At 67.8% G+C, this 19,648-nt stretch carries 11 protein-coding genes; 1 reads left to right on the top strand and 10 read right to left on the bottom strand.

The window, feature by feature from the left end; translation table 11 throughout:
- Positions 1-50: 50 nt before the first annotated feature.
- The 9 genes from CES90_RS45750 to CES90_RS51790 all read right to left on the bottom strand — a co-directional run bounded on the left by CES90_RS45750 (position 51) and on the right by CES90_RS51790 (position 17,330).
- A complete protein-coding gene (locus tag CES90_RS45750; protein WP_232791388.1) occupies positions 51-2,237 on the bottom strand; it encodes an MMPL family transporter in 2,187 nt (728 codons plus the stop codon).
- 17 nt (positions 2,238-2,254) lie between these two features.
- Positions 2,255-2,458 (bottom strand): hypothetical protein, encoded by a 204-nt coding sequence (locus tag CES90_RS45745; RefSeq protein WP_208921640.1) that lies wholly within the window; start codon positions 2,456-2,458, stop codon positions 2,255-2,257.
- Between the two features lie 286 nt (positions 2,459-2,744).
- Positions 2,745-3,413 carry a response regulator gene (locus CES90_RS45740; RefSeq protein WP_208921638.1) on the bottom strand — a complete coding sequence of 223 codons (669 nt, stop codon included), beginning with the start codon at positions 3,411-3,413 and terminating at the stop codon, positions 2,745-2,747.
- A complete protein-coding gene (locus tag CES90_RS45735) occupies positions 3,410-4,585 on the bottom strand; it encodes a sensor histidine kinase (RefSeq protein WP_232791387.1) in 1,176 nt (391 codons plus the stop codon). The genes CES90_RS45740 and CES90_RS45735 overlap by 4 nt, the downstream gene beginning before the upstream one ends.
- A 398-nt stretch (positions 4,586-4,983) precedes the next feature.
- The gene (locus CES90_RS45730; RefSeq protein WP_232791386.1) at positions 4,984-6,201 is read right to left on the bottom strand and encodes a DUF418 domain-containing protein; all 1,218 of its coding nucleotides are present in this window, start codon (positions 6,199-6,201) and stop codon (positions 4,984-4,986) included.
- 413 nt (positions 6,202-6,614) lie between these two features.
- Positions 6,615-6,953: a hypothetical protein gene (locus tag CES90_RS45725; protein WP_189787036.1), complete on the bottom strand. Its 339-nt coding sequence runs from the start codon at positions 6,951-6,953 to the stop codon at positions 6,615-6,617.
- Between the two features lies 1 nt (position 6,954).
- A complete protein-coding gene (locus tag CES90_RS45720; RefSeq protein ID WP_189787037.1) occupies positions 6,955-13,551 on the bottom strand; it encodes an RHS repeat-associated core domain-containing protein in 6,597 nt (2,198 codons plus the stop codon).
- A gap of 70 nt (positions 13,552-13,621) precedes the next feature.
- Positions 13,622-15,556 carry a LamG domain-containing protein gene (locus tag CES90_RS51795; RefSeq protein WP_308437920.1) on the bottom strand — a complete coding sequence of 645 codons (1,935 nt, stop codon included), beginning with the start codon at positions 15,554-15,556 and terminating at the stop codon, positions 13,622-13,624.
- Between the two features lie 64 nt (positions 15,557-15,620).
- Positions 15,621-17,330 carry a hypothetical protein gene (locus tag CES90_RS51790; protein ID WP_308437921.1) on the bottom strand — a complete coding sequence of 570 codons (1,710 nt, stop codon included), beginning with the start codon at positions 17,328-17,330 and terminating at the stop codon, positions 15,621-15,623.
- A 1,108-nt stretch (positions 17,331-18,438) separates the two neighbouring features.
- On the opposite strand from CES90_RS51790, the gene CES90_RS52300 reads away from it, so the two are divergent.
- Positions 18,439-19,092, top strand: coding sequence for a DUF5959 family protein (locus CES90_RS52300; RefSeq protein WP_408646643.1), 654 nt, complete (start codon positions 18,439-18,441; stop codon positions 19,090-19,092).
- A gap of 116 nt (positions 19,093-19,208) precedes the next feature.
- Here CES90_RS52300 and CES90_RS45710 read toward each other — a convergent pair whose 3' ends face one another.
- On the bottom strand, positions 19,209-19,643 hold the full coding sequence (locus CES90_RS45710) for a hypothetical protein (protein ID WP_189787038.1): 435 nt from the start codon (positions 19,641-19,643) through the stop codon (positions 19,209-19,211).
- Positions 19,644-19,648: the final 5 nt, after the last annotated feature.

Raw genomic sequence — 19,648 nt, 5'->3', positions numbered from 1 at the left:
AGTCGGGGAAGCCACCTATTCAGGGGGCGGGCTCACACGGGGCCGGTTGTTCAGCTGTCCGCGGGGCGTTCGAGCGCCACCTTGGGCAGCCGCCGGGCGAGCGGGGCAGGCAGCCACCAGGCCCACTTGCCCATCAGATGCATGAGGGCCGGGACGATCAGGCAGCGGATGACGAGGGCATCCATCAGGATCGCCACCGCGAGGCCGAGGCCGAACTGCTGGAGCATCCGGTCGGCACTCAGCATGAAGGCGCCGAACACCACGATCATGATGGCCCCGGCCGCCGTGATCACCTTGCCGGTGGAGGCCAGTCCTTCCCGTACGGCGAGGGAGTGATCCTTCGTACGCTCCCACTCCTCATGCATCCGCGAGACCAGGAACACCTCGTAGTCCATGGAGAGCCCGAACACGATCGCGAAGATCAGCACGGGGAGGAAGGCCTCGACCGGGCCCGGCTGCACCCCGAACAAGCCGTGCTGGAACACGAGAGTCATGGCGCCGAGCGCGGCGGTGATCGAGAGCAGGTTGAGCAGGGCCGCCTTGACGGGGATCAGGATCGACCGGAAGACCAGCATCAGCAGCAGTGAGGAGAGGCCGACGACGACGGCGACGAAGAGCGGCAGCCGCTTGGAGACCGTGTCCGCGAAGTCCTGGGAGGCGGCGGTGACCCCGCCGACCAGGATCTCGGCGCCGGTGTCCTGCTCCACCCTCGGGGCCACGTCGTCGCGCAGGCGGTGCAGGAGATCGGTGGTGCCTGCGTCCTGCGGTGCCGTCTGCGGGTAGACGATCACGGTGGACAGGGCGCCGTCCTCGGAGGGCATCGCGGGGCTCGCCGCCGCTACACCCTCGGTCTTGGCCAGCTCCAACTGGACGGCCCTGCCTGCTGTTTCGTCTCCTTGGGCCACGACGACCAGGGGACCGTTGAAGCCCGGGCCGAAACCCTCGGCGAGCAGGTCGTACGCCTGCCTGGAGGTCGTCGCCCTCGGGTCGTTGCCCGCGTCGGCGAAACCGAGGCGCAGGCCGAGGGCCGGTGCGGACAGGGCCAGCAGGGCAAGGACGGCGACCAGCAGTGACAGCAGCGGACGGCGCTGTACGGCGGAGGCCAGGGCCCGCCAACGGCGGCCTTCGGCCTGGCCCTTGGACTCGGTCTTGGCCGCGTGCTTGAGCACATGGCGCTGGATGCGTTTGCCGAAGAGCGCCAGCAGTGCGGGCAGCAGGACCAGCGAGGCGGCCATGGTGGTCAGCACGGTCAGGGCCAGGGCGAGGGCCACGCCCTGCAGCGAGCCGAGGCCGAGCGCGACCAGGCCGAGGAGGGCGATGATCACCGTGCAGCCGGCGAAGAAGACCGTGCGGCCGGCGGCGTCCAGGGCCTTGCGGCCGGCCGCGGCCGGGTCGGCGCCGTCGGTGAGTTCGTGGCGGTAGCGGTAGAAGATCAGCAGGGCGTAGTCGACGCCGACGCCGAGTCCGACGAGCATCGTGATGGGCGGCGTGAAGTCGGCGATGGTGAAGACGTGCGAGGCGAGAACGATCAGTCCAAGGGCGGCGCCGACCGCGAAGAGGGCGGTGAGCAGCGGCACGGAGGCCGCCACCAGTGAGCCGAAGAGCAGCCCGAGGATGACCAGGGCGGCCACGACGCCGGCCAGTTCCGCGATCGGGCTTCCCTTCTCCTCGGCGCCACGCACAGCCTCGCCGCCGACCTCGATCTGGAGACCGTCCGTCTCGGCGCTCTTGGCGGTGTCGATGATCGCGGTGACGTCCTCCTTCGGGATGGCCTCGGCCTTGGCGTCAAGGGTGACGGTGGCGTAGCCGATCGTGCCGTCGTCCGAGACGGCGGAGGCGTCGGTGTACGGACTGCGTACCTCGGCGACGCCCGGCAAGCGTTCGACCTCGGCCAGCATCTGCTCGACGGTCGCCTTGGGCGCGTCGATGCCCTGCCTGTCCTTGAGCACGATGTCGACGCTGTCCCCGGCCTGGGCGGAGCCGTGCTTCGTGAACAGGTCGGTGGCGGCCTGGGAATCGGTGCCCGGCAGGGAGAAGTCGTTCTTGTACGCGGAGCCTGCGGCCTGCGATCCCAGCGTGACCGTGACCAGGACGGCCACCCAGATCAGCAGGGCGGCCCAGCGGTGACGCTGCGCCCAGCCGGCCAGGGATCCGAACCGGCCGCCGCGCGGCCGGTCCGGCCGGACCGGTGGTGTGGGCAGGGCAAGAGGCGCGGCTGTGCCGCGGGTGGAAGACATGGGTGACTACCTCGGATTCAGCGTGAGTTGCCAGGGGTGACGAACGCGCCCACCACGGCGCCGCAGAGCGCGGGCAGGCCGATCGCCAGGAGGGCGAACACGCCGTCGACCTCCACGGCCAGGGCACCGGCGGCCGAGACCAGCAGAATCCCGGCGGCGGCCCCGACGAGCGTGCCGACGAGCGCGGCCGTGACCCGTCCGGTGAAGAGGCGTGCGTTCATGGCCTCGATCGTGCCTGCGCGCCGGGGGCCGAATCGTCAGTCTCCGGCCGACACCGGTCGTACCCCAGCGGATGTACGCTGCCGCCGCGCCGTACCCCAGGAGTTGCGAGGAGCCTGCGGCCGACCGTGCACCAACTCCCCCACCCTCCGGCCTAGTCCGTGTCGTCACATTCCCGTCTGCCTCGCGACGCCATGCACGCTCCCCCGCTCTCGGCTTCGCTCAGGCGGGAGGGGCCCCCACCGCCGGGCCGCCCTCCGGGCGACGACGGGAATGTGACGACACGGCCTACTCCGCCATCCAGCCCGGGCTGACCAGGCCCGACTCGTACGCCATCACCACGACCTGCGACCTGTCCCGCGCCCCCAGCTTCGACATGATCCGGCTGACATGCGTCTTCGCCGTCGACTGTGCCAGCACAAGGCGCGCCGCGATCTCGTCGTTCGTGAGCCCCGCTGCGACCAACTGCATGACCTCACGCTCCCGTTCGGTGAGGACACCGAGCCGGGGATGCGGCTGAGGGCCCTTCACCCGGCCCGCGAACTCGGCGATGAGCCGCCGCGTGACGGACGGGCTGATCAGGGCATCACCGCGGGCGGCGACCCGCACCGCCTGCAGCAGTTCCTCCGGCTCCGTGTCCTTCACCAGAAAGCCCGTCGCCCCGGCTCGCAGCGCCCCGTACACGTAGTCGTCCAGATCGAAGGTCGTCAGGATGACCACCTTCACCGATGCCAGCCGCTCGTCCCCGGCGATCGCCCGGGAGGCTTCCAGACCGTCCATCCCCGGCATCCGAATGTCCATCAGGACCACGTCCGGCTCGAGGTCGCGGCAGGCCGAGACCGCGGCTTGCCCGTCCGCGGCTTCGCCCACCACCTCGATGTCGTCCTCGTCCGCGAGTATCGACCGGAACCCGGCCCGCACCAGCCTCTGGTCATCCGCCAGCAGGACCCTGATCATCGGTCGCCCTCCTCCATCGGCTCTCCTGTGCTCCCGTACGGCACCCGGGCCCGCACCGCGAATCCGCCCTCCGGCCGCGGACCTGCGGCCAGTTCGCCGCCCAGTGCCCGCGCCCGCTCGGTCATGCCGGCGATCCCGCTGCCACCACCGGCCCCGGCCGGGCGGGCCGCCGTGCCCCGGCCGTCGTCCTCGACAGCCAGGGTCAGCTCCTCGTCTCCGTAGGAGAGTCGGATGGAGACGCGCCCGGCGCCGCTGTGTTTGGCGGCGTTGGTCAGGGACTCCTGCACGATCCGGTACGCGGCCAAGTCGACCGGGGCGGGCAGCGAGCGTTCCACCCCGGTCCGCACGATCCGCACCGTGAGCCCCGCCGGCTTCGCCGAAGCCGCCAGCTCGTCCACCCGGGCGAGTCCCGGCGCAGGCGCCGTGGGCGCTTCCTCATCGACCCGGCGGAGCACCCCGAGGGTGGCCCGAAGCTCCCGTAGGGTCTCCCGGCTGCCCGCCTTGATCGCGCCGAGCGCCTCCTCGGCCTGTGCGGGGTCCTTCTTCAGTCGATGCAGCGCCGCACCCGCCTGCACGTTGATCATCGAGATGTTGTGCCCGATCACATCGTGCAGCTCGCGAGCGATGCGCAGCCGCTCCTCGGTGGCCCGCAGCCGCGCCTCCTCCTCGGCATGGGCCGCCCGGCCGTGCCGCACGGTGCCGAGAGCCACGACGGCGACCAGCCAGCCGGCGAGCATGAACACCGCCGTGCCGTTGATGTCGCTGGTGCCCGCGAAGGTGCCCGCGGACATGCCGATCACCATCGCTGCCGCCATGGCGACAGCGGCCTGCAACCGGCCCTGGGCCGCGATGGCGTACAACGCCACGATCGGCACCACGACCAACGGACCGTCGGTGTCGCTCCACAGGTGGTAGCCGCCCGTGGCCAGCGCCGTGAACCATCCCACCGCCACCGGATACCGGCGCCGTAACAGCAGCGCTCCGCACACCGCAGCGATCAGCAGCCACGACGCGATGAGCGAGGGCGTCGAGCCCTCTCCGCTCCGCAGCAGCTGCCCCTCCGCGACCGCTACCAACACGAACGTCCCGAGAGCCAGTGCGGCGTCGGCTCGGGCGCCACGGGGCAGCTGGAAACAGGGCCGGCCTAAAGGGGGTTGGTCGAAAGGGGGCACGCAACCATTCTGCCCGCGATGCCCATCGAAGGAGGCCGGAGCCATCAGTGACGTGCGCCGTGGGTCGGGGACAGCTGGGCGTGCGGGCTTACGGGCTTACGGGCTTACGGGCTTACGGCAGCACAGGCGTTGCAGGCTTGGCGCGAACCCGCTGCTGCTCCGGGACGCTTGAGGCGCTGAACCCGCCGCTACCTGGCACACGCCCCCGGTCCCATGAGTGAACAGCCGCCGCCCTCTGCAGAGGGCGGCGGCCAAGGTCTGTACGCAGAGGGCGGCGGCCGTGTCTGTGCCTTGCCTGTGAATAACGGCAACCTCCTGCCCGGCGGCGGCCACTGAGGGGCAGCACCGCCTCGATCTTCCTGAACGCCAGATCGCGGGCGAAGTCGCCTGCGCCCCGCTCACCGGACGTGGCGCGCGATGTCGGTCGCCTTGGCCATCAGCCACTCCAGAGGGCCGCGTGCGCCATACCGCGACCAGAGCATCGCGAAAGCCATGACACTCACGATGAAGCCGACCAGCACATGCAGCGGCGAGCCGGGCAGTTCGTCGATGCCCAGGAGTTGGATGCCCACGATGTGCAGGACGTAGGCCGTCAGCGACATGGAGCCGACCGCGATGACCGGCCCGGCCAGGTGGCGCAGGCGGGGGAAGGCGTCCATGGCGGCGAGGCAGACGGTCACGACGGCGATCGCCACGCCGGTGTTGCCGAGGATCGACAGGGTCGTCTCGCTGTGCGGAGAGGCCACCAGCAGCCAGTAGGGGGTGTCACCGGACGGGAAGCCGGCCGTGTCGGACCACCATGCGCTCGACGGGTTCCCGCCGAATCCCGACTCACCGATGGCGGACAGCGCGCCGGGCACAGCATGGAGCGTCAGCCAGGAGCCGCCGTAGCCGATGACCGCGAGCACGACGCCGGTCAGCGCGAGGCGTGCGCGTACGGCGGTGGCGGTCAGGTCGAGGCGGGCCACGGCCATGCCGGCGATGACGAACGGAATCCACGTCAGGGCCGGATAGGTGCCGGTGATGAGCAAGGAGAGGGGTCCTTCGGGCTCACCGGGCAAGGGCGATCCGCCGTAGCCGAGCACCTGCTTCACCACGTACAGCACCTGCGGCATGACGAGGGCCGTGCCCGCCGCGATCACCGCCAGAGGGCCGGCACTGAGCTGGTACAGCGGCAGGACGAGCAGGAAGTACACGCCGTAGAAGGCGAGGATCACCTCGACCGGGGTGCCGGTCATGGTCAGCGCCGAGCCCACGGCCAGCAGGATCACGGCCCGGATGATCACCTTGGCGACGGCTTGGCGTCCTGCCCGGCCCGTCTTCGGCACGCTGCGCCCGGTGATGAGCACGACGGCGAAGCCCGCCAGGAAGGCGAAGAGAGCGGAGGAGCGGCCATGGGCCAGCTCCATCAGGAAGCCGATCACTCCGCCCTCGCTCGGATCGGGTCCGACGTGGGCCGCGAACATGCCGAATACGGCGAGGCCGCGGGCCAGGTCCAGGCCGATCAGCCGGCCCACGCCGGGCATGCGTGGCGTGCCGGTCGAGGGTTCGGCCCTGCCGTCGGTCGGGGACTTCTCGTCGACCGGAGGCATCGCGGCATCCATGCGCTGTGTCATGGCTCCAAGCCTGGAAACCGGGCGGGCCGCGGAGTATCCGGCGGAAGGCTGCGGTCCCCTGCCGACTGGTGGGTGCTACCCCGCCGGGTGGCTGGAGCTGCGACTCGCCGAGCCCCGATGACTCTCGGGGGCTTTAAGGCCACTCCGCGCACCGCTCCCGCAAGGTCCGCGCATGGCTCGCCGATCACCCGGACCGCATCGAGCTGCACTTCCTGCCGTCGTGCAACGAATCGCCCAGAACGGCCCGATGTACTGATGTTGTTCGATGATGGCACACAGTCGACCTCAGGCCGCCGTCGCTCCTTTTCGGTCGATCATAGACGTTCGCGCAATTTCTCTGCCAGAACGACGCGGAATGGGTCAGCACTTTCCGTTACTAAAAACGAACTGTCGCGCGGTGGACCCAGGCTCGTTCATGATGCTCCTGCAGAAGCGGGATACAAGAAAGCCAAGAGCTCATCGAAGAGCACTGCGACGGCACGTTCCTCCTGCTGCTGACTCAGGTCATCCAAACGCCGCACTCGGACTGGTGAGGAAGCAAGGTTGGCCACCAGAAGTGCCCAGTAGAGATTTTCCCCCTCCCCTAGCTTTGCAGCCAAACGCTCGGAGAAACCTTGCAACAGTTCAGCCCCAGTCGCAGCGTTACAACCGTTGATGAAGGCGACGTGCTCTCGGTAGCCGCCATTTAGGCCGTAAGCATCCGGCCGCCTTTGCACATCAGAGAAAAGCCGCACAAAATTCATTTCAAACACCTCACGGCTGATAGGGGCTCGGCTTCATCTGCAGATATTCACCGTACTCCCAGCGACTCATGTAGCGGTCCACAGGTTCACCGTGACGCCCTGTCCACGCATCGTATACCTGTCCATCTTTCAGCACGACGTCGTGATGCGCCCAACCCGTGTCCTCACCTCGGTATTTCCCGAGTTGTGGTGCACCGTACTGGTCGGTTATACGCATTCGCTCTCCGCCGATCTTCGCCTGGATATCTACAGCTACGTCTTCACAACCGCTACTCCCACAAATATTTGACGGTTCTTGCGCCTTCCATTTCGGACCGAGGTCTCCGCTCTTGGCTGTGGATCCAGCTCCCTCGCTCTTCCCTGCATTCGACTCGGCCTCTCTGAGCGCTTTCCCGAGCCCGTCGTTGATGCGGCCGATGCCGTCCGCCGTGCCCGCGGCGCCAGCGCCGATCAGGGCCACGCCGCCTGCGGCGGCGGGAACACCAATGACACAGCCGACGCCGGTGGCGGCGCAGACGGCCCCGCCCGCGATGACGAGGTCTGCGCCGGCGCCCATAAGAATCATGCTTCCGGCGGTCTCGGCGGCGCCCCACCAGATGTCGGGCTGGGAGAAGATCGCGGAGCCGTAGTCGACGACCGTGTCCTCAATGGCCGACAGCCAGCCCCACTTCGGGCCACTGACACCGTTCCTCTTGATGGGGGTGGGAACGCTGGTGGTCGTGCCGGTGCTGCTGGTGCTGGCGGTGCCCTTGGAGGGGTCGACCGTACCGGTCTTCGGGTCGTAGCCGACCGACTTCTGCGTCTTGGAGTCGCAGTTCGCGAGCGAGTAGCGGCAGGAGTTGGGCATCGACCCGATCTCCAGACCGGTGGGGTCGGACCAGGTCGCCGGGTTGTTGTTGCCGTAGGTGTAGCCGTTCAGCGACTGATGCTGATCCAGACTGAGCAGCGGGTCGACGCTGATGAACCGGCCGGTGACCGGGTCGTACTCACGGGCGCCCAAATGGGTCATGCCGGTGGAGTTGTCGGCGGAGGCGCCGAGGAACGCCTTGTCGTCGGGCCAGGTGCCGGTGCCTCCGGCGCGCGGGGCACCGAACGGAGTGGTGTAGCGCTTGGTGACGGCCTGGGTGGAGGCGTCCACGGCCAGGCTGCTGGTGCCGTGGTGGTCGGCGGCCAGCCAGGTCAGTGTCGACGTACCGGACTTGTTGCTGCGCAGGGCGACGATGGAGCCGGCGCCGCTGTAGTAGCGCTGGGCCCAGTACTTCGCGGTCGAGTTCGAGGTGTCGAGATGGACCTCGGTCGTGCCCAGGTACAGGACTGTCTCACCGCCGGTGTTGCGGCGGATCAGGAGATCGCCGTCCGCGTCGTAGACGTAACCGGTGGTGCTCGCGCCTTCCTTGACTGTGTCGAGGCGGCCCTCCGCGGACCAGGTGAGGGCCTGGCTCGCGCTGCCGTCGGGCCGGCTGGTGGTGTTGCCGGTGGTGTCGTAGCCGTAAGCAGCCGTGACGCCGGTGCAGGTGGCGCCGGTGGTGGTGGCGGTGAGCCGGTGGACCTTCGTGCTGTCGTAGCAGTAGGTCCGGGTGGTGGTCGCGCTGGTGGTGTGGGTGGTCTCGGTGGCTCGCAGGCCGGAGTTCTTGTAGGTGTACGACGTCCAGTACGGGTCGGCGCCACCCAGGTTCGCCGTCGTACGGCCGGAGGTGGCGCAGTCCGCCGTCGACGGGGTCCAAGACTCCAGCAAACGGCGGTGACCGTCGTAGCTGAAGCACTGGTGGTCCGCCTTGCCGGTCCCGCCCAGGGTGGTCGGGTCGGAGATGGCGGTGACGTTGCCCGCTTCGTCGTAGCTGTAGTTCAGTTCCTGGAGCTTGTAGGCGTGCGTGTCATCGGTGACCGAGGAGCGGGTCAGGCGGTCGGTGCCCTCCTCGTACAGGTTGCTGACGTACGCCTTCTTGGTACCCGCGGCCGCGGAAGTGCCGAGGGTGAGCACCTCGGGCTGGCTCAGGGCGGAGTAGCTGGTGTCCAGCAGGTAATCACTGGTGCCACCGGACTTCGTGTTGAGGCCCAGGCCGTCGTATTCGAAGGCGACGGTCTCCGCGCCGAGACCGCCGGCGGCGGGCTCCGCGGTGTACTGCTGGGTGCCGTCGATGTTGTAGTACGTGGAGAAGGTCAGTGTCGAGCCCACGGCCTTGGAGGTGACGAGCGGGTCGGTCGACGGCAGGATCAGCTGGGTGGTGGTGGCCCGGTACAGGCTGTCGTAGGCCGTCACCTTGCGGGTGTAAGCGCTGCCGGAGACACCCCCGACGTAGCGGGTGGAGGAGTCGAGCTGGCCCTTGACGAGCGTGTCGTACGCGTAGGCCGTGAGCTTGTTCGCGTCGACCTGCTCCTCCGTGGTGGAGGTCAGGTCGGCGCCGGCGGCAGCGGACCAAGTACCGGTGGTGCGGCCCAGTACGTCGTAGGCGGTGATGAGGACCCGGCCGGCCGCGTCCTTGGTCCAGGAGACCTGGTCCAGGCTGGTGTAGCCGGTGGTCGCTGTGCCCTTGTCCGGGTCGGTGGCGGAGGTCTGACGGCCATACAGGTCGTAGCCGTAGGACCAGCTGCTGTCCGGGCCGGTGATGGTTTCCTGCTTGCCGTCACGGGTGTACGTGAACTTCGTGGAGGTGTAGGACGCGCCCACACCCGCCCCGTAACCGGTGTCGGCGGGGCTCGTACCGGCGTACTCGCGGGTCTCGACCGTGCGCCCCAGGGCGTCCACGATGGTCCGGGTCGCCGAGCCGCCTGCAGCGGCCGTGGTCGCGGTGGAGTCACCCGTGTACGTGCTGCTGTTGCTCCACTTCTGCACGCCGTACACGTAGAAGGTGCCGCTCACCGGCCGCTCGGCACCGTCGAAGACGATCGCGGTCTGCTTGGGGGCGCGGCCGTACTCGGCGCGGGTGTAGGTGCCGTTCGGGGTGGATGTCGTGTCGAAGACGTCGGCGTACGTCTCGTAGGCCAGGCCGCGGCTGTCGTAGCGGGTGTCGGTGAGCAGCCGTCCGCCCTGCGGGGTCGGTGTCTGGCTCTGGAGCGGGCGCAGCAGCGAGTCGTAGATCTGGTAGCTGGTGTTGTACGTGGTGCCGTCGGACTTGAGCGAGGAGGTCGAGGACCAGGACGGGGCGCCGTCGGTGACGGAGTAGGCGTAGGTGTGGTTGGCGCTGTAGCCGCCGGAGCGGGAACGGTTGGGCAGCCAGGTCGCGGTGGCGCGGCCGAGGGCGTCGTACGTCGTCTCGGTGATCTTGTTGTTGACGTCGTAGACCTTGGTCGGCAGGCCCCTGGCGTAGTCGTTGTAGGTGTAGATGCTCTGCGACTTGGCGTTGGTGACCTTGGTCCTGGTCAGCGGGCCGGCCGCGACGGGCGTGTAGGACGTGGTGCTGGTGTTGCCGGCCGTGTCGGTGACGGAGGCGACCCGGCCCAGGGCGTCGTACGTGCTCCGGCTGAGGGTCTGCCAGCTCGACGGGTTGCGCTCGCCGTTCGTCGCCGCGGCCGGGTAGGCGGAGGCGCGGCCGGTCCAGGTGGCCTCACCGAGTGTCGGCGTCTGGGACGCCGTCCAGGCGGTGGTGGTGGCGGGGCCGTCGTAGACGGTGGCAGCGTCGGACAGCACGTCGCCACGAGTGGCACTGGACGTCGGCAGGGAAAGATCGGTCTCGGCGGTCGAGCAGGCCCGGCCGACCACCCGCTTGCGGGTGACCAGGGAGTTGATGCCCACGTCGGAGTTGGCCACGTACCAGGTGCGGGTGCAGGTCTCGTCGCCGGTGACGGCGGTGTCGCCCGCGTCGTACACCTTCAGCGGATTGCCGTAGTCGTCCCACTCGGTGGTGGCGGTGGTGCGCGTGCGCCAGTCGGCCTTCGCCGTCAGGTAGGTGTGGGTGAAGGTCTTCTCCGTGCGCACGTAGTACGCCTCGGAATCGGCGTAGGACTTGTGCTGGGTCGCGGTACGGCGGGACCAAGGATCGTTGACGGTGACCGCGATCGGGGTCGAGCCGTCGTAGGTGATCTGCTCGCGCAGGAAGCCCGCGTACGCGTCGCTGTCGGTCTGGTCGGCGACGTCCAGACCGGCGACGTCGATGCCGGCGACCGAGACGGACCGGGTGGCGGTGGTGTCCTTGCGCTTGTCGCCGTGCATGCCCTGCAGGTAGAGGGAGACGGTCTTCGACTGGGTCTTGCCCGCGATGCCCTTGGTGACGGTGACCTTGCCATAGCCGCGCCAGACGGACCAGGTGCGCTCGTCCTCCGGGGTCAGCGGATCGTCGTTGTAGTGCCAGGCCGGGTCGGCGTAGCTGTAGGTGTTCTCGGTGCCCTCGTTCTTGCCGGTCGGGTCGGCGGTGCCGACGGCGGTGACCCGGTACTTGTGGAACCAGTCGAGCGAGGCGTTCTCGGCGCCGTTGATGTGCCAGTACTGCGGGTAGCAGGACTTGGAGTTGTCGTCCTCGGCGGCCGGCATGTTCGAACCGCGCACGCACTCCGGCCCGGAGAGGGTGACGGTGGTGATGGCGCCCGTCTCGGAGGTGACCGTCCTCATGCGGGGCCGGGTCAGCGGCAGGATGTTGTCGGTGGCATCGACTCGGTTGGGGCGCATCTCGTAGGTGAAGGTCACCGGGTCGAGCGCGATGTCGGTGCCGTTCTTCCCGGTGTGCCGGACCGACTTCAGGGTCAGGGTCTGGTCTGAGGTGTCGCCGATGTCGCCGCCGTCCAGGTACTCCTGGGTCAGGTCCCAGCTGTCGACGGCGGTGAGGGCGCTCGCCGTGGCCGACCAGGCGTGCGTGGTGACGTTGGTCAGGCGCTTGCGGGTGAAGAAGGCCGGGCTGACCGCGTCGCAGTCGGCACCCGAGGCGCACACCGAGTCATAGGGGACGTCCGGCCAGTTGTCGGCGGTGGACTCCTTCAACTCAGAGCAATCGGAGGCGGTGCAGCGCTCGGCGTAGGAGAAGGTGACCTTGTCGGAGGTCACGCCGGAGAACAGGGTGTCCTTGTCCTGACCGTAGAGGATCTTGTTGAGGTAGCCACCGCGGGTGTACTTGGTGGTGGCGGTGTCGGCACCGTTCTTGGCGTAGTAGTTGGTCTCCGGCGTGTACCAGTACGTCATGGCGTTGCCGTGCGTGTCCACGACGTAGTCCAGGTTCCAGCGCCAGGCCTGGGTCACGGACCGGTCGGCGAAGGCGGAGCCCTGGTCGTAACCGGGCTCGCCGGAGTCGTCGCCGTAGACCGGGACCGTCCACACGGAGTCGGTGGCGTCGTCGGTGCCCGCGCCAGGCAGCTTGTTGAGGCCGAAGACGTACTTGGTGCCGTCGCCGGTGATCACGGTCCAGTACTCGCCGTTGCCGTCGCCGTTGTCGGCGCCGGTGGAGTGGGTGACCGTGGAGGCGTCATCGGAGCTCAGCCGCCACACACCGGTCGTGTCGTCCTTGATCAACTCGTTGGACTTGCCGTTGAGGACGATGGAGGCGTTGTCGTACTTCCAGCACAGGTCGTACTTGTCATCCTGCCCGTCCTCGTCGCAGGAGCCGTACGAGCGCTCCACGTAGGACGCGGCGGACAGATCGAAGCCCTCGCCGACCTGGCTGCCCTGGTTGTTCGTCGAGGCTGTCCGGCCGTCGATGCTGCCAGAGTCGTACGACAGCGACACGCTCGGTTTCGGCCCCGCCGCGGCGGGCGGTACGGCCATGTCGTACGACCACGTGAACGCGCCCGATGAGCCGCCCGCCTCCCAAGTGGAGGAGGACGAGAGAGGGCTCGCGGTGTAGTCGCCGGAGCCGGACGTGGACGCGCCCGTGGTGGCGGCCAGGGCCAGGACGGTTGTCGCGGAGGAGTCGGTCGCGGCGGCAGCGGTGGTGGCCGAGGAGAAGCTCGCCGGGGTTACCGTGCCGGACTCTTCTGCCCTGTTCGACGCCGTGCCCGTTGGCGTCTCCGTCAGCGCGATGTCCGCGGAAACGGTCCTGCCCGAGATGTCGTTGTGGGAGTCGAGCGGGGTGCGCTCGCGGCAGGCCGGCTTGTCCGGGGTGGTCAGGGCGCAGGCCGGGAGGCTGTATAGGCGCAGGCGGCCCGCCCAGTCGCCACCGTACGCGGAGGCGAAGGCCGAGTAGTCGACGCCGATCTTCGCGGTGCCGGGCTCGGTGGCCGTCGCCGTCAGTAGCACGCCCTTGACGCCGGCGGCCTCGGTCTTCTTCCGGTCCAGGACCTCGATCCGGGTGCTGCCGGAGGTGTCGGCGAGCGTCACGGGGAGCCCGCCTGCGGTCAGCCGGGCGGCCTTGCCCTTCCCGGCGGGCTTCGCGCTCGCCGCACCGGCCTTCGGCCAGGTCGCAGTCTGCTGCGTCTTGGCCCGCCGGGCTTGCAGGGCGTTCTCCTTGCCGACCGCGGCCACCCGGGCCCGGGCCTTCCCAGCTCCGAGGCCGGTGACCGCGTGGACCTCGGAGACCTCCTGCTTCGGCGCGTCGGGGCGGCCCAACCCGCGGTCCGCCGCCTGGACCGGCCCGGCCAGCGCGGTCGGCGCGAGGACGGCCAGTACGAGCGCCGGCACCGCGACGCGTCCGATACCGCCACTGCCCCGGCGGGCGCGCAGACGGGCACGTATACCGGCGCTCATGACACAACTCCCCTGGTGATCACGACGGAAGGAGAACGGACGGACGGAGAACAGGAGGTGGCGTGAGCGGTCAGGCACCGGTGGCGCCCACGGTGTCGGAGATCTGCTGCTGGCCGGACATGGCCCCGGCCCAGATCCGCACATCGGTGATCCTGCCGGCGAGGTAGTGCGCCCAGGCGGAGTTCACGAAGCCCTTGCCGACCGCGAAGTCGGCGGAGCCCGCCACGGCGGTGTAGGCGAGGTCGGAGCCGTTCTGGTTGATGCCGATGTACAGGCTGATGGTGTCGGTGTACGCGTCGAACACACCGGTCAGCTGCGTCACGCTGTTGGCGGAGACGATCGCGGCCTCGTCGGAGACCACCGCCGTCCAGCTGCCGTCGGCGTTCAGTCGGCCGAAGTACCACTTGCCGACGGGAAGCTCCGTCTCGGTCTCCGGGTCGAACTCGGTGCCGGTCTTCTCGAACCACAGGCCCCACGAGGCGCCGTCGGTGCCGCGCTGGCCGACGACCTGGGCGACGTAGCCGTCGGCCTTGGCGGCCATGGCTGAGCCCAGCTCCACCGCGGCGGTCGCCGTGAACGAGCCGGACTCGTCGATCACCGGCCCGGCCGCGGTGGCCGCGTCGTCCGTGCCATGGAGCACGATCGCCTCGCCGTCCAGCGTGGCCCCGCCGGTGAGCGTGAGGGTCCGCCCGTAGCCGGAGACGCTGTCGGCCACGCTGGTGCCGCTCGCTCCGGCCGGGTCCCAGGCGGCCATCAGCTCGACTTCCGCGTTGCCGTCCGTGTCCAGCAACCGGGCTTCGGTGGCGACCTCGTCGTCGGTCAGCAGCCGCTGCCAGACCGCCACTTCATCGACCCGGCCGCGCCAGTAGTTCTGGTAGGTGCCCGCGCTGTAAGCGACCCGGCCGACCTGCAGCGCTCCGTCCACGACCGTCGCGTCCGAGGTGGCGGGCAGGCTCACCGGCGAGCCCTGGAGCCGTCCGTTGACGTAGAGGCGGATGGTCCGGTTCTCGGCGTCGTACGAACCCGCCACGTGGGTCCACGCCTTGAGCGGCACGCCGGCGGCGTCCGCATCGGCGCCCTGGTACTTGCGTACGCCGTTCTCGTACCAGCTCCACAGGAACACCCAGCGCTGCGCACCGGACGAGTAGTAGAGGGAGAAGCTGGAGCTGTCGCTGCCGGTCTGCGACAGGACAGTGCGGTAGGCGGATGAGTCCGTGAGGTACGCCCACGCCCCGACGGTGAACGAGGACTGGGTGTTGACGACCGACTCGGTGGTGGCCGCGTACCCGGCCTGGCGCGTGGTGTCGGAGGTGTCGTTCAACCAGAGCGAACGGTCGCCATCGCCCCGGCGAGCCAGCGAGGACCAGCCCGCACCGGTGGTGTACAGCGTCGCCGGGTGCCGGGCGCCCTCGGTGGCGGTGTCGGCCGCCGTCGTCACGCCCGAACCCGCTGCGGCGTCGTCGAAGTGCCAGCGGCCGACCGCCGTCTGTCCCTCGGCGACCTTGAACTCCACGATCGCCTTGCCGCCCCAGCCGTTGACGTCCTTCGCCCGGACTTGGAGCTGCTGCAGGCCCGACAGCCGTGGCGTGATCCACGGCTTGACCGTCTCGCCGGCGATCGCCGCCGACCAGGCCTTGTCGGTGGAAAGCTTGTACTGGTAATGCGTGTTAGTGGTGTCACCGGTCGCCGGGGAGAACGTGAACTGCGCCTTGGTGCCGGGTCCGCCGGCCGCCGTGCAGGCGTCGTCGGTGCACTCGCTGTACGGGGTACCGAAGGTGATCTTCGGGGCCTTGGGGGCGGTGGTGTCGACCTTGAAGTAGCACCAGCCCTTCGTCGTCACCGTGCTGTACGACTCCAGGTAGCTCGCATCGTTGTTGTAAAGCGACCGCGTGTGCACCCTCAGCCGGTACAACGGCCCTTCGGAGAGGGTGATCGGCGACGGATAGGTCACCGCGACGTTGTCACCGACCGAGCCGCTGAGGGGACGCACCGGCTCAGTCGCCACGTCCCAACTGCCGTCGCTCTGCTTCTTCTGGATGACGAAGTGCGCCCGCAGATGTGCGCCGCTCTCACCGCCCGCCGCGGTCTGCGGCCGCGCGGTTCAACATCGGCGTCGGGTCCGCGATGATGTCCGGATCTCCGGAGTCAGTCTCGCAGCTGATGCCGCTGCTCTGCACGAGGCCGGCGCTGGTCGGCACAGCGGGCAGCCCGACGTACTTCACGGACAGCACGGCGTCGTCGTCGAACCGCTTCCAGCCGTTGGGGTCGGACTCGTCGTCCGCCTTCAGCATCAGCGTGAGCCGCGAGAAGTCACCGGCGGCAAACTTCTTGACCGTCGCGGTCAGGTTCTCGTAGCTCTGAGCCGGGTCGTCGTTGAACTCGATCGGTGCGTCCGGCTGGTCCGGGTCACACAGCGAGCCCCGCCCCGCGGCCACGGTGCGGTCACCCATGACGTCCCAGTTCGCCGTCGGGCCCGGCCAGCGGGTCGCGGAAGAGATGTTGCCGGTGCGGACCAGCTCCACGACCGTCTTCTCGCAGGACATCGACCAGCGCTCGGTCACCCGGAACGTGGCGTCCAGCACGCGCTTGCCCGCCAGCTTGGTCGGCGCGAACTCGAAGTACATGCGTTGCTTGTATCCGGAGCCGCAGTAGTAGGCGTAACCGCCGGTAACATACGTGCCGCAGTAGCCGACGCCTTCGCCGTCGTCACCGCCGGAAAAGTTGTAGAAGGCGTCGCCGTCCGAGGACAGCACGGTGCGCTCGGACTCCTCCAACGCCACATCGGGGTCGATATATAGCGGATAAACCGTGTTCTCGCCGGCCAGCAGCTCCGGGTCGGGCACGACCGCCACCGATTCCTCGGTCAGTTGCACGGGCAGCACGGCGGAGGCGTCACCCGCGCCCGGCCCGTCGGCGGGATGGTCGGGAGAGGCTTCGCCGTCGCCGTCCTGGACGGGCTCGTCGTCACTGGCGGAGGCGAGTGACATGGTGGTCGATCCGCCGGTGCCGGCGTCACCGGCCGAGTCCCACATCCGCGCGGCCGGTGAGCGGAACACCGTGTTGCCGTCCTCGTCCACGGCGGCCAGCCCACCGCCCGTACGGCTGCTCACCGCCAGGCCCTCGGTCTCCAGCGAGAACTCGATCCTCTCGAGATCCGGGTTGGCCGCGGCCTCGGCGGACTTGACGATCAACACCTGCTTCACGCCCTCCACCGTGGCCGTCAGCCGCAGGTCGACTCCCGGAAGCACCTCGGCGTAGGTGGCGGCAGCGCCATCCAGCGTGGGCCTCGGCAGGGTGCCGGGCCAGCCCAAACTCAAGGACTTGCCGTCCTCGGCGAGAGTCACCAAGCCGTCGCCGTCACCACCGGCGGAGAAGGAGATATCGGCCACCGCCGCCTTCGGCCCGATCGAGCCGTCAGCCCGGCGCTCCAGAGTGGCGTCCGGCGCGGTCCACGATCCGTCCTTGGTCGCCACCCGCACGGGGACGACGGACTGCTCCAGGGTGAACGAATATCCGTCCGGGTTGGCGTACGTCGTGGAATACTCCGCGCGCTCGCCGACAACCTCGACCTCCTCCCCCGAAGCCGCCGCCCGCTCCAGCGCCACCGAAGCCTCAGACGCCGAGGAGGACTCCTGCGTGTCCGCCGACGCGGTCGGCGCGGTGACGACAAGTGCGGGCAGGACAGCCAGCAACACCACCGCAGCAGTCGCCGCGGAGAGGAAACGCTCCAGACAACCCGAGCGACCGTTCTCCAGGCAGCGCGAGCGATCCCCGCCCATACCCCCACCCCCGCTCACACGATCTTTACAAGCGAGGGTGCAGCCTTGAACGAACCCGGTCAAATGAAATCCAGATGAACTAACCACGCACCTCAGGCAACTGACGCCACGTCAGCAACGAGGAGTCCGCCGTCCGAATTGGTCCGGATTCAAGACCGCGCCGAACCTTCAAGAACGCCGACCGCCATACCCTCCGGTCAAAGCTCACTTCGACTCACCCTCACACCTCCACGTCGGAGCGGCGCGAGGTTGGCGCTTCTCGACAAGAACAGAAGACCCCTGCGTTCGTGTTTTCCCTGTTCGCCCAGCCCGCTTTGGGCGCTCCCACAACCGCCCCGGCCGCACCATCACTGCACCGATGGCCTCCCCTCGGCCTCCCCTCTTCCCGAATCCCGGTCCGAAGCAGGCGATGATCCGCACAAACATGCAGGTCAACGGCCTACACGTCGCCAGAGTCACTGAGCGTGGAAACCCCACAACCTACGCACGGAATGCGTAGGTCACCAGGCGTTCCAAATCGACGTTCCCATGGTCAAGGAAAAGAAAAAACCGCAGGTCATAGGCTTGACCTGCGGTTCACCATGGAGCCGCCTTCGGGATTCGAACCCGAGACCTACGCATTACGAGACCATGAGGGTTCGTGTTGCCTGGTACCTCGTCGTGCCGCGTGGTGACGTTTTTCCTGATCAGAACACGTGCGACAGGTTGACCCGTGCCACCCCGTGATGCACCGTCCAAAGGCGTCTGTCCACCGGCTGTCCACCAGTGAGGCTCTCGCCGACCCGCCCATGAGACTACTGCTGCGCTGCCGACGAGACGTCGAGCGGCACCGAACAGACGAGTGGAGGTCACTATAGGAACTCCACAAGTCATCCATTGGTGGGTTGCTCAACAGAGGCCTTTCCGGTAGCGCTCATCCTGGCCGCCACCTGCCACGCCCTGAGACCAAGGGAAGAGCGAAAAGGAAGAACATCATGCGCTCCCTCGAGTAATTCGTCGCAGAATTCACCCGGTGAATCCAGTTCAATACCTCGGCACCGAGTCCACCGCAGGCATCAATCCATTCCACCCGTAAGCAACGAAGATCTATTCCCTCACCCGCAGGAAGATGCTTTCATGTAATCCACGCCTGGTCACGACCGACCTGCCACACAGACGTGACCAGAGCCCGGCACAGCCACGAGTACCCCCCCTGGCATACGAGAAGGGTGAAATGAACCTAATCAACCTGTCCGACAGCAGCAACAGCGTCCGGCTGCATCTTCTGGGCCGCCAAACACCCGGAATCCTACCGACGCACGATCTAATGGTAGCCGAAGTAATCGTCGGCACCAATTTTATCAGCGGCAGTTGCCGCGTCTACTTCTTCCTCTCCAATCTGGAGCAGTGGTCCTCGGCTCTGAACTCACTCGAAAACGGCCAGGACGCCGAATGGCTGGACACGGGAAACGGACCCACAATAAGAATCGAATGCGCGAGAAGCAACGATGACGACTCAATTATTGCCATCGAAGACACCTCGGACTCGAGTGCGAAAGCGTTTATTCCCATGGCCGTGCATCCCGGATGGGTTCAGGAGCAGCGAAGACTCCTCGAGAAAGTGGTGAGAACGTGGCCCATAGAGGTCATGGAGACGTCACCTGGATCTTACAAGTGGAAGAACCGAGATAATCAGGTGGAGGTGGGCAGACACGGCGGCCCCTCCCCACAACGTTCATCGGTTCGTTGTCACTGCTTGAATCCCAGGGGTCAAGTCACATGACCCAAGATTCAGCACCCGGGGCCTGCAAACGGGAGAGATAATGCACCCAAATGTCTACTACTCGGCGACCCCGCCGGAATCAATTTCCGACGGGGCCCCAGAGATACCTTCAGAATTCACCCTTCGACAGCCCCCGACGGGCCATCATTCCGCCTGCTGATTTCGCCGACCAAACGCTCTTCGAAATCTGCCTCATGACTCTCGTCCCAGTACTTGACCGGACGCCACCGCTCTTGGTCGTACTCATCATGCCACTGCCACGAAGAGGACAACGTCCACAATGCGTTCCATGACAGTCTGATTTTCCAGCGCACGATTTCCTGCGTACCACTGCCCACATGCGGAAACGAAAGAGAATGCTGAAGCGTCACGACCAGATGCAACTGGGCAGCCCTGATCGAGCGCGCCATCTGACGTTCTTCAGATCCGCGTTCTGCGCGCGCAGGACCTGCAGTGCGCTCCGTCAGGAACGAGTTCAAGCGTTCGACATCGTCTATAACAATGTCTCGGCCATAGCGCAGTATTGGTCTTTTAGGCCGCGATTCCTGCACTCCAC

This window comes from Streptomyces capitiformicae (assembly GCF_002214185.1).
In the GTDB taxonomy this organism is placed as follows: domain Bacteria; phylum Actinomycetota; class Actinomycetes; order Streptomycetales; family Streptomycetaceae; genus Streptomyces; species Streptomyces capitiformicae.
This window is presented reverse-complemented; position numbering and strand designations above follow the sequence as displayed.